The 13,583-nt window shown below is 31.1% G+C and carries 15 protein-coding genes; 5 read left to right on the top strand and 10 right to left on the bottom strand.

Annotated features, from left to right (window positions below; genetic code table 11):
• The first annotated feature begins 51 nt into the window (after window positions 1–51).
• The 4 genes from alaS to CSPT_RS07565 are packed head-to-tail and all read left to right on the top strand — an operon-like array spanning window position 52 to window position 5,551.
• Window positions 52–2,595, top strand: a complete 2,544-nt coding sequence (gene alaS / locus CSPT_RS07580; RefSeq protein WP_089183036.1) for an alanine--tRNA ligase — start codon at window positions 52–54, stop codon at window positions 2,593–2,595.
• A complete protein-coding gene (locus tag CSPT_RS07575) occupies window positions 2,592–3,080 on the top strand; it encodes a hypothetical protein (RefSeq protein ID WP_089183035.1) in 489 nt (162 codons plus the stop codon). Before alaS ends, CSPT_RS07575 begins: the two co-directional genes overlap by 4 nt.
• Window positions 3,081–3,623 carry a septum formation inhibitor Maf gene (gene maf / locus CSPT_RS07570; RefSeq protein ID WP_089183034.1) on the top strand — a complete coding sequence of 181 codons (543 nt, stop codon included), beginning with the start codon at window positions 3,081–3,083 and terminating at the stop codon, window positions 3,621–3,623.
• Window positions 3,620–5,551 (top strand): transglycosylase domain-containing protein, encoded by a 1,932-nt coding sequence (locus CSPT_RS07565; protein ID WP_089183033.1) that lies wholly within the window; start codon window positions 3,620–3,622, stop codon window positions 5,549–5,551. The genes maf and CSPT_RS07565 overlap by 4 nt, the downstream gene beginning before the upstream one ends.
• Here CSPT_RS07565 and CSPT_RS07560 read toward each other — a convergent pair.
• From CSPT_RS07560 to CSPT_RS07520, 9 genes are all read right to left on the bottom strand, one after another.
• Window positions 5,548–6,186, bottom strand: a complete 639-nt coding sequence (locus CSPT_RS07560) for a Crp/Fnr family transcriptional regulator (protein WP_089183032.1) — start codon at window positions 6,184–6,186, stop codon at window positions 5,548–5,550. The genes CSPT_RS07565 and CSPT_RS07560 overlap by 4 nt on opposite strands.
• The gene (gene mscL / locus CSPT_RS07555) at window positions 6,186–6,584 is read right to left on the bottom strand and encodes a large-conductance mechanosensitive channel protein MscL (protein WP_089183031.1); all 399 of its coding nucleotides are present in this window, start codon (window positions 6,582–6,584) and stop codon (window positions 6,186–6,188) included. Before mscL ends, CSPT_RS07560 begins: the two co-directional genes overlap by 1 nt.
• 9 nt (window positions 6,585–6,593) lie before the next feature.
• On the bottom strand, window positions 6,594–7,616 hold the full coding sequence (gene hemE, locus CSPT_RS07550; RefSeq protein WP_089183030.1) for a uroporphyrinogen decarboxylase: 1,023 nt from the start codon (window positions 7,614–7,616) through the stop codon (window positions 6,594–6,596).
• A 76-nt stretch (window positions 7,617–7,692) separates the two neighbouring features.
• A complete protein-coding gene (locus tag CSPT_RS07545) occupies window positions 7,693–8,694 on the bottom strand; it encodes a beta-ketoacyl-ACP synthase III (protein WP_089183029.1) in 1,002 nt (333 codons plus the stop codon).
• A gap of 6 nt (window positions 8,695–8,700) precedes the next feature.
• On the bottom strand, window positions 8,701–9,693 hold the full coding sequence (gene plsX / locus CSPT_RS07540; protein ID WP_089183028.1) for a phosphate acyltransferase PlsX: 993 nt from the start codon (window positions 9,691–9,693) through the stop codon (window positions 8,701–8,703).
• A gap of 3 nt (window positions 9,694–9,696) precedes the next feature.
• The gene (rpmF, locus tag CSPT_RS07535; RefSeq protein WP_033916337.1) at window positions 9,697–9,843 is read right to left on the bottom strand and encodes a 50S ribosomal protein L32; all 147 of its coding nucleotides are present in this window, start codon (window positions 9,841–9,843) and stop codon (window positions 9,697–9,699) included.
• A gap of 15 nt (window positions 9,844–9,858) precedes the next feature.
• Window positions 9,859–10,212 carry a DUF177 domain-containing protein gene (locus CSPT_RS07530; RefSeq protein ID WP_089183027.1) on the bottom strand — a complete coding sequence of 118 codons (354 nt, stop codon included), beginning with the start codon at window positions 10,210–10,212 and terminating at the stop codon, window positions 9,859–9,861.
• A gap of 7 nt (window positions 10,213–10,219) precedes the next feature.
• On the bottom strand, window positions 10,220–10,633 hold the full coding sequence (gene ndk / locus CSPT_RS07525) for a nucleoside-diphosphate kinase (RefSeq protein ID WP_089183026.1): 414 nt from the start codon (window positions 10,631–10,633) through the stop codon (window positions 10,220–10,222).
• Window positions 10,634–10,740: 107 nt separating this feature from the next.
• On the bottom strand, window positions 10,741–11,025 hold the full coding sequence (locus CSPT_RS07520) for a DUF362 domain-containing protein (protein ID WP_089183025.1): 285 nt from the start codon (window positions 11,023–11,025) through the stop codon (window positions 10,741–10,743).
• A 179-nt stretch (window positions 11,026–11,204) separates the two neighbouring features.
• Here CSPT_RS07520 and CSPT_RS07515 point away from each other — a divergent pair, with 179 nt between their 5' ends.
• On the top strand, window positions 11,205–12,464 hold the full coding sequence (locus CSPT_RS07515) for a uracil-xanthine permease family protein (protein ID WP_089183024.1): 1,260 nt from the start codon (window positions 11,205–11,207) through the stop codon (window positions 12,462–12,464).
• A gap of 23 nt (window positions 12,465–12,487) precedes the next feature.
• On the opposite strand, the gene msrB is transcribed toward CSPT_RS07515, so the two are convergent.
• Window positions 12,488–13,504, bottom strand: a complete 1,017-nt coding sequence (gene msrB, locus CSPT_RS07510; RefSeq protein ID WP_089183023.1) for a peptide-methionine (R)-S-oxide reductase MsrB — start codon at window positions 13,502–13,504, stop codon at window positions 12,488–12,490.
• Window positions 13,505–13,583 lie beyond the last annotated feature (79 nt).

The raw sequence follows: 13,583 nt of genomic DNA, 5'->3' as shown, positions 1-13,583 counted from the left end.
AAATTTTAGGATAAAATAATAAGTCTTAATATAAAAATTTAGGAAAAGAATATGGATATAAGAAAAGAATTTTTGGATTATTTTAAAAATAAAGGACATGAGGTTATACCTAGCTCACCTCTAGTTCCAGATGATGCAACACTTCTTTTTACAAATGCAGGAATGGTGCCTTTTAAGAGTATTTTTACAGGCGAGGTGCCTAGACCAAATCCGCCAATTCGTACAAGTTGTCAAACATGCATAAGAGCAGGCGGAAAGCATAATGATTTGGATAATGTAGGATATACTGCAAGACACCATACTTTTTTTGAAATGCTTGGAAATTTTAGCTTTGGAGAGTATTTTAAGAATGAAGTTATACCATATGCTTGGGAATTTATAACAGAAGTTTTAAAACTTCCAAAAGAAAAACTCTATGTTACTGTCCATGAAAAAGATGATGAAGCTTATGAAATTTGGTCTAAATATATCCAAAAAGATAGAATTTATAAATTTGGCGATAAAGATAACTTTTGGGCTATGGGAGAAACCGGACCGTGTGGACCTTGTAGCGAGATTTTTTATGATCAAGGGCGAGAGCATTTTAATACGAGCGAAGATTATATGGGTGGAGATGGCGATAGATTTTTAGAAATTTGGAACCTTGTTTTTATGCAATTTGAACGCTCAAGTGATGGCTCTTTAAAACCGCTTCCAAAACCAAGCATAGATACAGGTATGGGCTTAGAGAGAATTACTGCTATTAAAGAAGGAGTATTTAGCAACTACGATACATCGATATTTATGCCTATTATAAATGAAGTTGCAAAGTTATGTTCTAAAAAATACGAGTATAAAAGTGGAGCAAGTTATAGGGTTATAAGCGATCACATAAGATCTGTTGTATTTTTGCTAGCTCAAGGCGTAAATTTTGATAAAGAGGGAAGAGGATATGTTTTAAGAAGAATATTAAGAAGGGCATTAAGGCACGGATATCTTCTTGGTATAAAAGAGCCTTTTATGTATAAACTCGTAGATATTGTTGTTAAGCTTATGGGAGAGCATTATTCATACTTAAAAGATAAAAGCGAAATTGTAAAAGAACAGATAAAACTCGAAGAAGAGAGATTTTTAAGCACTATAGCATCTGGTCTTGAGCTGTTTAATGATGAATTAAAAAATACTAAAAATATTTTTAGTGGCGAAGTTGCATTTAAACTATACGACACTTATGGTTTTCCGCTAGATCTTACTATAGATATGCTAAGAGAAAAAAACATTAGTGTTGATGAGAAAAAATTTGATGAGCTTATGAGCGAACAACGCAAAAAAGCCAAAGCTAGTTGGAAAGGTAGTGGTGATAAGGCTATAGAAAGCGGAGATTTTAAAGTATTGCTTGAGAAATTTGGAGAAAACGAATTTGTTGGTTATGAAAAAACGATAAATAAAACAGAAATTTTAGCACTACTTGATGAAAATTTTAAATTGATAGATGAATTAAAACCAAACACAAGCGGTTGGATTATGCTTAAGCAAACACCATTTTACGCACAAAGTGGCGGACAATGCGGTGACAAAGGAATTATAAATAATCAAAATGAAGTTATTGACACTCAAAAATTCTTTGGGTTAAATTTAAGTTTTGTTAATTCAAAAAATACTCTTAAAGTTGGAGATGAGGTGGAGTGCAAGGTTGATGTAATAAGAGATGAAATAGCAAGACATCATAGTGCAACACATCTTCTTCACGCAGCATTAAAAAAAGTTTTAGGTAGCCATGTTACACAAGCTGGAAGTAGCGTGGAAGCTAATAGGCTTAGGTTTGATTTTTCTCACTCAAAAGCTATGAGTAGCGAAGAAATAAGACAAGTTGAGGATATGGTAAATTTAGTTATATCCAGTAAAGAGGATGTAAAAACCGAGATTATGGATTTAGAGGATGCTAAAAATAGCGGCGCTACAGCTCTTTTTGGTGAAAAATATGATCAAAAAGTAAGAGTTTTAAGTATAGGAAATTTTAGCAAGGAGCTTTGCGGTGGAACTCATGTTAAAAATGTCAGTGAAATAGGCATGTTTTTAATATTAAAAGAAAGCGGAGTAAGTTCTGGAGTAAGAAGAATAGAAGCTGTGTGTTCAAAAAGTGCTTTTGAGTTCATTAAAAATTTAAGAAAAGACTATTCAGAGGTTTGCGAAACGCTAAAAACAAGTTCTCCTATAATTTCCATAGAAAAATTAAAAGACGAAATAAAATCATTAAAATCACAAATAAGTGCAATGTCAAATTCAAGCGCCTTAGTTATCGATGATATAAATGGCGTAAAAGTTGTTGTTAGCGATTTTGAAGGCGATATAAAAGAAAAAATAGATGAAGTAAAAAACAGATATGAAAAAGTTGTAATTTTACTTGGAAATAAAAAAGATGATAAGATAAATTTAGCAGCCGGTGTTAAAAATGCTCCGATAAAAGCTGGAGAGCTTGTTAGAAATGTTGCTAAAATTTTGGGCGGCGGCGGCGGCGGTCGTGATGATTTTGCAACTGCCGGTGGAAAAGATATATTAAAGATTAATGATGCTTATGAGTATGCAAAATCTTTTATAAAAGAGAAATTAAATTGATAGATATAGCCTTTGCAAAATTAGAAAATATAGCTCCTTTTTTGCATATTTTGTCAGTTGCTATTTTTTTGGGTGTAAATATAAATGGATGGCTTGGTGCTAAATTTGTTTTTAGACGATTTGTTATAAATGAGGATAACGTGGATCTTGTTTTTTGTGCTATTGAAAAATTTGCTATAATTGTGTGTTTGTCTATGTTGATAATTTTATTAAGCGGATTTTTTTTAATTAATAACAATGTATTAAAAATGGCAGATCCTATGCTCGAAGCTATCATAGCTACGAAATTTGCAATTTTTTTATTTGTTTTAATAAATTTATGTTATATGGCTTTTAGGTTTAAAAAATCGCTTAATGCGAAAAAACGGCAAGATTATTTAGAAGTAAGAGAAAATTTGGTTATCATTTTTAGATATTTCACTCCATTAAATATTGTTTGTATGTGTTTTGCGATATTTTTGGGAATAAATTTTAGGAATTTATAGATGTTAACGCTTGCATCTTCATCTCAAACAAGAGCTGAAATTTTAAGGGCAAATGGTATTAGTTTTAATCAAATAAAATTAAATTTTAAAGAAGAAGTAGAGCGTGTTGGCACTCCTTCAAAATATGTTTTAGATGTTGTAAAATCCAAACAAAAAGAATTTTTTGATATTTATCCAGATATGCAAAATGTTTTGTTTGCTGATAGCATAGTTAGCATTGAAGATAAAATTTTTGGTAAAGCAAAATATGAAAAAGATGCTCTAGATATGCTTCTTGCGCAAAGTGGAAACATTGTGAGTGTTTTTAGTGCAATGCTGTTTTGCTCTCAAAAATTTGAGATGATTAGTGTAAATGAGACTAAATTTGAATTTTTGAAATTTGAAGAAAATGATTTAAATTTTTATTTACAAAGTAATGAGTGGCAAGGAAAAGCAGGGGCTATGATGATAGAAGGATTTAATAAAAAATATATAAAAAGTTACTCTGGTTATTTAAGTAATGCAAGAGGGCTTTGTGTGGAAATTTTAAAGGCATTTTTATGAGATATATTTTTGGAATTTTATTTGCTTGTTTTGTGGCTTTGGCTTTATTTCTTGGAAAATTATATAGTGATATTCACTTTGAGGCATATAGCATAATTGATTATAATCCAAGATTAACTACTCAAATTTATGATAGAAACGGCGAACTTATAGCAAATGTATTTGATGATGAAAATAGATTGTATGTGGATTATAAAGATATACCCGGTAGAATCATAGAAGCACTTGTTGCGATAGAAGATACATCTTTTTTTGAACACGGGGGTATAAATATAGAAGCTATTTTTAGGGCTTTGATAAAAGATATAAAAGCCATGAAATTAGTTGAGGGTGCATCAACAATTACTCAACAGCTTATAAAGAATGTCGCACTTAGTCCAGAAAAAAAGATTATAAGAAAAATAAAAGAAGCAGTTCTTGCATATGAAGTAGAAAACAAGCTTACAAAAGAGCAAATTTTAGAAAGATATCTAAATCATGTTTATTTTGGGCACGGGTATTATGGTATCAAAACTGCTGCAAATGGGTATTTTAGAAAAACTTTAGATGAACTAACATTAAAAGAAATTTCAATGCTTGTTGGTATGCCAAAAGCACCAAGTGCGTATGATCCAACAAAACATATGGATTTAGCTCTTTCTCGCGCCAATAGTGTAGTTAGTAGGATGTATGATTTGGGTTGGATAAACAAAAATGAGTATGAGATAGCTTTGGCAGAAGAACCTAAGGTATATGATGATACGCTCAGTAAAAATAGAGCACCTTATGTTGTTGATGAAGTTATAAAAGAAGCGTCGCTTTATTTTTCAGATATACGAACTGGCGGTTATATCATACAAACGAGCATTGATTTACAAGCTCAAGATAAGGCAGTAGAGGCGTTAAGATTTGGTTATAATGAAATTTTAAAAAGAGATAAAGATGCAAATAGTACTGTTTTAAATGGTGCATTAATAGCAACTCATCCACAAAGTGGCGATATATTGGCTTTGGTTGGCGGAGTTGATTATAATAAAAGCAACTATAATCGTGCCACTCAAGCTACTAGACAGCTTGGTTCTAGTTTTAAACCTTTTATTTATCAATTAGCTTTAAATTTAGGATATTCGCCTATGAGTAAGATTCCTGATGTGGCAAGAGTTTTTGAAAATGCAAATGCTGGTGAAGATTGGACTCCTAAAAATTATGGTAACAAATATAAAGGATTTATAACTTTAAAAGAGGCTTTGAGGGATTCAAGAAACTTAGCAACTATAAATTTACTAAACCAAATAGGTTTAGATGTAGCGTATCAAAAACTTACAGAACTTGGTTTTAGCGGTATATCTCAAGATTTATCAATAGCTCTTGGTAGTTTTGGTGTATCGCCTCTAGAAGCTTCCAAATTTTATTCTATGTTTCCAAATTTAGGAGAGATTGTTGAACCAAAACTGATTAGAAAAGTTACAAATAAATTTGGTATAACTAAAATTTATGATTCAAAAAGAGCTTTTATAATGGAACCTGAACAAGCATATCTTATGGTTGATATGCTTAAAACTGTTGTAAATGAAGGAACAGGTAGAAGAGCAAGAGTTGATGGAGTAGAAATAGGCGGTAAAACGGGAACTACAAATAACAATGTAGATGCTTGGTTTTGCGGATTTGCACCAGAGCTTGCTGTGATGGTTTGGTATGGAAATGATAACAATACTCCAATGAAAAAATTCGAAGGTGGAGCTAGAACTTCTGGACCTGTATTTAAAAAATTTGTTGAGGATTACAAAAAATTAAATCCAGATATGAAAACTAAGTTTGTAAAACCAGATGGTGTAAAAAGTATGATGTATCAAGGAAAGGAAGAATTTTATACAGATAAGTCTCCTCTTCCAAATTCATCTCAAATGGATAACTTGAATATGCAAGAAAGCGAAGGATTGATATTTTAAAGTAATATATAAAGCTCTTTTAAGGCTTTTTTATCTATTATTTTTATTGTTTCTTTTTGTATTTCTATTAGTTTGCTTTTTTTAAATTTAGATAGAATTCTAGACAGTGTTTCTGGGGTGATGTTTAGCATTGTTGCTATTTGTATATTTTTAAGCATTGAAAAAATTTCCAAATTTTCTACTAACTGTTTTGCAACTTTGGCTTCTGCATTGAGTATTATTTCGTTGTGTATAACCTCATTCATTATTTTGAGTTTTTGACTAAGTGATTTTATCATACCTAAAGATATATTTTCATCGCTTAAACACTCTTTTTTAAAAAAATCAAATTCTATTTTTACTACTTCAGAATTAGCCGCAAATTTAGCACTAGCAGGATAAGGAATTCCTTCTAAAGTTGCAATTTCTGCTATGAATGATGGTGCTAAAATATTATGCAAAAAAATTTCACTTCCATTTTGCTTGGTTTTAAAAATCCGTATTTCGCCTTTTATAAGAAGGTGAAGCCATTTTGGCTCCTCTCCTTCTATAAAAAGCAAATCTCCATTTTTATATTTTTTGATAATACTTGCATTTTCTATTTTTTTAATTTTTTGTTTATCAACATATTTAAAAAAAGATATTTTTTCTAGCATTATTTTTTCAACAAATCCCTTATTTCTGTCAGTAAAACTATATCTTCTTTTGGTGCTGGTTGTGTGTTTTCTTTTTTCTCATCTTGTTTTCTTATTTTATTCATAGCTTTTATTGCTATAAAAATTGCAAATGCTATAATTAAAAAATCAATTATGGTTTGTATGAATGAGCCGTAATTTAGCGTAACAGCAGGCGCTGTTCCAACAGCTTCTTTTAAAACAATATTCATATGACTAAAATTTACTCCCCCTGTTAATATCCCCATAACAGGCATTATCACATCTGAAACCAAAGATGAAACAATTTTTCCAAATGCTGCACCTATCACTACACCAACTGCCATATCAACAACATTGCCTTTCATGGCAAATTCTTTAAATTCCTTTATAAAACTCATTTTTTTCCTTTATTTTTGAGATCTTTTTTGAACTTCTTTTATAAAATACTTAGCATTTTCAACAGGGATATCTGGTAAAATTCCGTGCCCAAGATTAAATATGTGAGGTCTGTTTTTCATAATACATAAAATTTCATCAATGCCTTGCGAAATACTTTCTTTGCTATAAAGTCTGCATGGCTCCATATTTCCTTGAAGTGTAAATTTAGAAGATAGTGTATCCCTAGCGTTTTTTAAAGGCGTGCTCCAATCAACGCCAAAAACATCAAAATTTCCATCAATTTTTTCTAAATAACCGCTAATGCCTTTTGGAAATACAATTACGGCAATATGCGGATATTTTTGTTTAATATAAGAAGCTATTTCGTTTATGTATTTAAAGCCAAATTCAAAATATTTATCCATTTCAAGAGCATTTGCCCAGCTATCGAAAATTTGTACAGCATTTGCACCAGCTTTTATCTGTTCTTCTAAATATAATTTTAAAACTTCTGTTAATTGTGATAAAATTTTATGTAAAAACTCAGGATTTGTGTATAAAAGTTTTTTGCATATGTTATAAGTTTTGCTGCCTTTACCCTCTATCATATAAGTTGCAATTGTCCAAGGAGCACCGCAAAATCCTATCAAAGCTTTATCTTTAGGTAGTTTTTCTCTAGTTAACTTTATAGCATCATAAACATAATTTAGATTTTTTATAGCTTTTTGTGAATCTAATTTGTTTAAATCCTCATTAGTTTGTATTCTTTTTTCAAAAACAGGACCTTCGCCACTTATAAAATTTAAATCCATGCCCATTTCAAGCGGAATAACTAAAATATCGCTAAAAATGATTGCAGCATCAACTCCTAGCATATCAACTGGTTGAAGCGTAACTTCACTGGCTTTTTTATAATCTTTGCATAGGGATAAGAAATCACCAGCTTCTTTTCTAACTTTCATGTATTCTGGTAGGTATCTACCCGCTTGTCTCATCATCCAAATAGGAGTATATGGGGTTGGTTTTTTAAAGCAAGCATCTATAAAAATCATATTTCACCTTTTTTAATTTTATTATACTTGTTTTTGATAAATTTAATATATTATTGTGTTGATATTCTATAAGAATTTAGAGCTGATTAAAATTAATTCCACCAAATTTAAGCAAAGCACTTCCCCAAGTAAATCCACCTCCAAAAGCATCTAAAAGTAGTAAATTTCCATTTTGGATTTTGCCTTCTTCATAAGCATCGTTTATCGCCATAGGAATCGAAGCTGCACTTGTATTGCCGTATTTATGAACAGTTATAATGCTTTTTTCATCATTTATATTAAGCTTATCTTTAACTGCTTGAATTATTCTTAAATTTGCTTGATGAGGTATGAAAAAATCAATATCATCACTTGTAAGATTGTTTTTTTCTAAAATATTTATAACATCATTTGTTAGTGTATTTACCGCAACTTTAAATACTTCGTTTCCTTTCATATGAATGAAATTTAATCTATTTTGTATGGTATTTGGATTTGCTGGATTTAAACTCCCGCAACCTGGAATCATTAAAAGCTCTCTTTTTGAGCCATCACTTCCTAAATGAACATCTATAATCTCGTTTTCATCTCTAGCTGATATGACAGCAGCCCCTGCACCATCGCCAAATAAAATGCAAGTTGTTCTATCGCTCCAGTCTATAAACGAACTAATTTTTTCAGCACCAATTATCAAGATATTTTTTGCACAATTGCTTTGTATAAAAGATTTTGCTATGTTTAATAGATATATAAAACCTGAGCAAGCTGCACTTATATCAAAAGCTGGAATGTTTATCAAGCCAAGCTTTGATGCTATCACGCAAGCGGTTGATGGCATACAAAGATAATCTGGCGTAAAAGTAGCACAAATTAACATATCTATATCTTTTATGTCAAGTCCAGAGCGATTTACTGCGATTTTTGCAGCTTCATATCCAAGATCAGATGTAGACATATTTTTAGCAATTCTGCGTTCTTTTATACCAGTTCTTTTTGTTATCCACTCATCGCTGGTTTCAACCATTTTTTCTAAATCAAAATTATTTAGGATTGTATTTGGAGCATAAGCCCCTATAGATATCATTGAGGCTTTTTTCATATTGTATTATTGCTTTGCGAAATAAGCAAGTTCATTTTCTATAGTGTTATTTATCTTAGAATCTGAAAATTTAATTGCTTGAAATATAGCATTTTTTATAGCCTTTGGGCTGCTTTTGCCGTGGCTTATAATAACGCAGTTTTTAACACCGATTAAAGGTGCACCGCCATATTCGTCATAATCAACTAATCTTTTAATATTTTTAAACACTTTTTTCATTAAAAATGCACCTATTATAGATATGAAAGATTCTTTGATATTTGTTTTAATGATTTTAGTCATAGCACTAGCTACGCCTTCGCTTGTTTTAAGCACTAAGTTACCGATAAATCCATCGCAAACCACAACATCTACACTTCCATCAAAAATTTGTCCGCCTTCAACATTTCCGATAAAAGAATCAAGGTTTTTTAAAAGCAAAAAAGCTTCTTTTGTTACATCATTTCCCTTACTTTCTTCTTCTCCGTTGCTTAAAAGACCTATTTTTGGTGATTGTATCCCTAAAATCTCTTTAGCGTAAGCTTCGCCCATTACGGCAAATTGAAAAAGATGTTCTGCTTTGCAATCAACATTAGCTCCAACATCAAGCATAAGCGTTTTTTTATTGTTTTGACTTGGCATAAGTGTTGCTATAGCAGGTCTAAGAACATTTTTTAACCTACCTATCCTAAGTGTTGCTAAGCTCATTGTAGCTCCACTATGTCCAGCTGAAACAACTCCGTCGCATTCGCCATTTTTTAAGAGCTCTATAGCTTTATATATGGTAGTTTCTTTGTTTTTTATGGCATCAGTTGCATGACTTGCCATAGAAAACATCTCATTTGCTTGAATATAAGTAATATTATTTGAAAAACGATCCGGTATCATTTTTTCAATTTCTTGTCTATCGCCAACTAAAATGGCATTAAAACTTTTTTCTTCTAAAGCTTGTAAAACACCATTTATAATTGGCTCACAACCAAAATCACCGCCCATTGCATCGATAGCAACACGAACCATATATTAGTATTCTCCCGTTGTTTTGTTTGCTCTATGTGGTATTTTCCAACTGCCGTCTTTATCTTTAACGGGAATTGGAAGATTTACCTTATAGTGAGTTCTGCGTTTTGCTGCACGAGTTTTACTCACTCTTCTTTTAGGTACTGCCATTTTTTATCTCCTTTACTAAATTTTACATTTTTCACAGTAAAAACAGTCGCTTTTATATGACTCTATTTCACTGGTTATTATCTCATCTAAATTTATATTTCCATCAAAAAACTCAATGACATCATCAAGTTTTCCATCTTCGTCTTTATAGTATCCATTGCTTAAAATTAAACTCAAATCATAATCTAAACGAAGCATTATGTCATCACCGCATCTACTACATATATACGGTAAATTGCCTTTTATATGGGCATCACAATTTACTAAATTTGCACCAATTTTCTTTAAATTTCCGCTTAATTTTATATCTTCTTTTTTAAATTCAAACGGATAATCGTTTTTATTTATTGTAGAAAATGCAATTTTCATTATTTTTTTAGCAAATCTCTCTATTTGAAAAGAAAAATGATATTTCTATAGCGGCATTTTCTAAACTATCGCTTCCATGAACTGCATTTGCATCTATACTATCTGCAAAATCAGCTCTAATTGTTCCATTTTCAGCTTTTTTAGGATCAGTTGCTCCCATTAATTCTCTATTTTTAGCAACAGCATTTTCTCCTTCTAAAACCATAACAACAACTGGACCGCTTGTCATAAATTTAACAAGCTCGCCATAAAAAGGTCTATCTTTATGAACTATATAAAAATTTTTAGCATCTTCTTCGCTAAGTTTAAGTTTTTTTGCTGCTGCAATCCTTAAACCATTGCTTTCAAATCTATCAATAATTTTACCAATAACACCTTTTTTAACTGCGTCAGGTTTTATAATAGATAAGGTTTTTTGCATGTTTATCCTTTAATTACAATAAAAAATAATTTTAAAGATTATATCAAAAAAAAGTAAAAAATAAAAGTAGGCTCATTTTATGCCTACTTTTTGATAATTATGAAAGATTATTGAACTACAGGAGTAGAACCATTTCTCATATCTGCAGATATTTCACTTCTGCTAGGTTGACCATCAACTGGTGCATCCCAAACTATACAGCCGTCTGTTGGACATGCTGATGCACAGGCTGGTTGATCATTGTGACCTACGCACTCTACACATTTATCTGGATATACATAATAAATATCTTCACCTTTTGGGTTATCGCTATCATCAACTATAGCTTCAACTGGACACTCATCTATGCAAGAGCCACAAGCTATGCATATATCAGTAATTTTTACCGCCATTTTTTCTCCTTAATAATAATTTATATGGGTTTATAACTATACCAAAAATATATTAAATTTGATATAAATAATGTGAAATAGTTGTAAATTTTATATACTATGAAAATTTATAAGTAAACTTACAGATAAACTGGCTAAAATTCACAGATTTTTATTTTAATGTATCTCAAGGAAAATTTATGACAAGTTCAACACAATACAATTTTAGATTAAAAGACTCACTTTTAGGGGCACAATTTTTATTTGTTGCTTTTGGAGCTTTGGTTTTGATGCCGATTTTAACGGGGCTAGATACAAGCGTTGCTCTTTTTACAGCTGGAATTGGAACTCTTATTTTTCAATTTGTTTGTCGCAAAAAAATCGTTCCTATTTTTTTGGCATCAAGCTTTGCTTTTATTGCACCAATTAGTTTTGGTATATCCAAATGGGGATTAAGTGCTACAATGGGAGCTGTATTTTTTGCAGGACTTGCATATAGTGCTTTTAGTTTTGTTGTGAAGTATAAGGGCTATGAGTTTATACAAAAGATTTTACCTCCAATAGTTGTTGGTCCTGTTATAATGACAATAGGTCTTGTCCTTAGTCCAGCTGCTGTAAGTATGGCAACTCCATCAGGAGAGGCACTAAAAATATATCAAATTTTAAATCCAAATTTTAGCACAAATGATGCTATGATTATAGCTGGAGTTTCTCTTTTGGTAACTCTTATGTGTATAGTTTTTGCAAAAGGTATGTTAAAACTCATTCCAATTTTGTGTGGCATAGCAGCTGGATATATAATGTCTATGTTTTATGGGATTATTGATTTTTCTGTTGTAAAAAATGCCCCTTGGTTCAGTGTGCCAAATTTTGTATTTCCTACATTTCATCTTGATGCTATTTTGTATATGATACCTGTTATAATTGCCCCCATAATTGAGCATATTGGCAATGTTATAGCAATTAGCAATGTTACAAAAGAAGATTTTACCAAAAATCCAGGACTTGAAAAAACTCTTCTTGGTGATGGTATTGCAACTAGCGTGGCAGCACTTCTTGCAGGACCACCTTGTACAACTTATGCCGAAGTAACAGGAGCTGTTCGCTTAACTAGAGCTTTTAATCCTGCTATTATGACATGGTCTGCGATAGTAGCAATAATGTTAGCTTTTGTAGGAAAGCTTGGGGCATTGATATCTAGTGTGCCTTCTTGTGTTTTAGGTGGCATTATGATACTGCTTTTTGGAATAATAGCAAGTGTTGGCATGGAAAGTCTTATAAAAAACAAGGTTGATATGGATAATCCAAGAAATATGATTATAATAGCTCTTGTTTTAGTTCCTGCGCTTGGCGGTATGGTGCTTGATTTAGGTTTTGCTAGTTTTTCTCAAATCGGACTTGGGGCTATTATCGGAGTTGTTTTAAATTTAGTTTTACCTCATAAAAAAGTTCAAGATTAGTAAATTTGCGTTTTAACGCAAATTTACTCTACATACAATATATAATCTTCATACCCCATATCTTTCATCTTTTCAACAGGAATAAACTCCAAACTAGCACCATTTATACAATATCTTAGTCCACCTTTTTCTTTTATACCATCATCAAAAACATGCCCAAGATGGGAATTACCGAGTTTAGAACTAACTTCTGTTCTTTGCATTCCATGAGTTAAATCTTCATTGTATTTTATGACATCTGTAGTTATTGGTTTTGAAAAACTCGGCCAGCCGCACCCTGCATCAAATTTGTCTTTAGAGCTAAAAAGAGGTTGTTTTGTTACAATATCTACATATATGCCTTTTTTATTAAATTTATCAAATTTAGAACTAAATGGCACTTCTGTTTGTTTATACTGCGTAACATTGTATTGCAGTTCACTTAAAGAGTTTTTTATCTCATCTTGACTTGGTTTTTTAAATTTACCAGCATAAAGAGGTTTTGAAGATAAACTTAAATTTATATGACAATATCCGCTAGGATTTTTATCCAAATAATCTTGATGGTAATCTTCTGCTAGTATAAAATTTTCAAGTTTTTGAACTTCTACTGCTATTTTTTCTTGGTATTTTCTTTGCTCTTGATTAATAAAGTCTATTATATATTTTTTCATACTTTCGTCAGTGTAGTAAATTCCGCTTCTATACTGTCTTCCGATATCATTTCCTTGTTTGTTTATGGATATGGGGTCTATAATTCTAAAATAATGAGCCAAAATTTCAATCAAACTAATAACATTTTCATCAAATTTAATTTTTAATGTTTCTGCGTGATCGCTTTTTGATAATTCTTGATATGAAGTTTGTGAAGTTTTTCCATTTGCATAACCGACATCTGTTTGCAAAATCCCCGGTATTTTTTTAAAATATCCTTCCATTCCCCAAAAGCAACCTCCTGCTAGGTATATTTCTTTTTGGTTTTGCATATTTTCTCCTTTGATTTCTTTTGCATTTGCAATTAGCATAAAAAATATGCCAAAAACTAATAATATTTTTTTCATATTTACTCCTTTAAGTAAGCAAATTTGCGATAAATTTTAAATTAAAACTATTAATAAAGAAGATGAGTTTTGTAAATAG

Source organism: Campylobacter sputorum subsp. sputorum (assembly GCF_008245005.1).
Classification (GTDB): Bacteria; Campylobacterota; Campylobacteria; order Campylobacterales; family Campylobacteraceae; genus Campylobacter_F; species Campylobacter_F sputorum.
Note: the sequence above shows the minus strand (reverse complement) of the source record. Positions and strands in the feature narration are given on the sequence as shown.

Coding starts and splice junctions, on each gene's coding strand:
- alaS (WP_089183036.1), top strand. CDS start 52: ATGGATATAAGAAAAGAATTTTTGGATTATTTTAAAAATAAAGGACAT.
- maf (WP_089183034.1), top strand. CDS start 3,081: ATGTTAACGCTTGCATCTTCATCTCAAACAAGAGCTGAAATTTTAAGG.
- CSPT_RS07565 (WP_089183033.1), top strand. CDS start 3,620: ATGAGATATATTTTTGGAATTTTATTTGCTTGTTTTGTGGCTTTGGCT.
- CSPT_RS07560 (WP_089183032.1), bottom strand. CDS start 6,186: ATGCTAGAAAAAATATCTTTTTTTAAATATGTTGATAAACAAAAAATT.
- mscL (WP_089183031.1), bottom strand. CDS start 6,584: ATGAGTTTTATAAAGGAATTTAAAGAATTTGCCATGAAAGGCAATGTT.
- hemE (WP_089183030.1), bottom strand. CDS start 7,616: ATGATTTTTATAGATGCTTGCTTTAAAAAACCAACCCCATATACTCCT.
- CSPT_RS07545 (WP_089183029.1), bottom strand. CDS start 8,694: ATGAAAAAAGCCTCAATGATATCTATAGGGGCTTATGCTCCAAATACA.
- plsX (WP_089183028.1), bottom strand. CDS start 9,693: ATGGTTCGTGTTGCTATCGATGCAATGGGCGGTGATTTTGGTTGTGAG.
- rpmF (WP_033916337.1), bottom strand. CDS start 9,843: ATGGCAGTACCTAAAAGAAGAGTGAGTAAAACTCGTGCAGCAAAACGC.
- CSPT_RS07530 (WP_089183027.1), bottom strand. CDS start 10,212: ATGAAAATTGCATTTTCTACAATAAATAAAAACGATTATCCGTTTGAA.
- ndk (WP_089183026.1), bottom strand. CDS start 10,633: ATGCAAAAAACCTTATCTATTATAAAACCTGACGCAGTTAAAAAAGGT.
- CSPT_RS07520 (WP_089183025.1), bottom strand. CDS start 11,025: ATGGCGGTAAAAATTACTGATATATGCATAGCTTGTGGCTCTTGCATA.
- CSPT_RS07515 (WP_089183024.1), top strand. CDS start 11,205: ATGACAAGTTCAACACAATACAATTTTAGATTAAAAGACTCACTTTTA.
- msrB (WP_089183023.1), bottom strand. CDS start 13,504: ATGAAAAAAATATTATTAGTTTTTGGCATATTTTTTATGCTAATTGCA.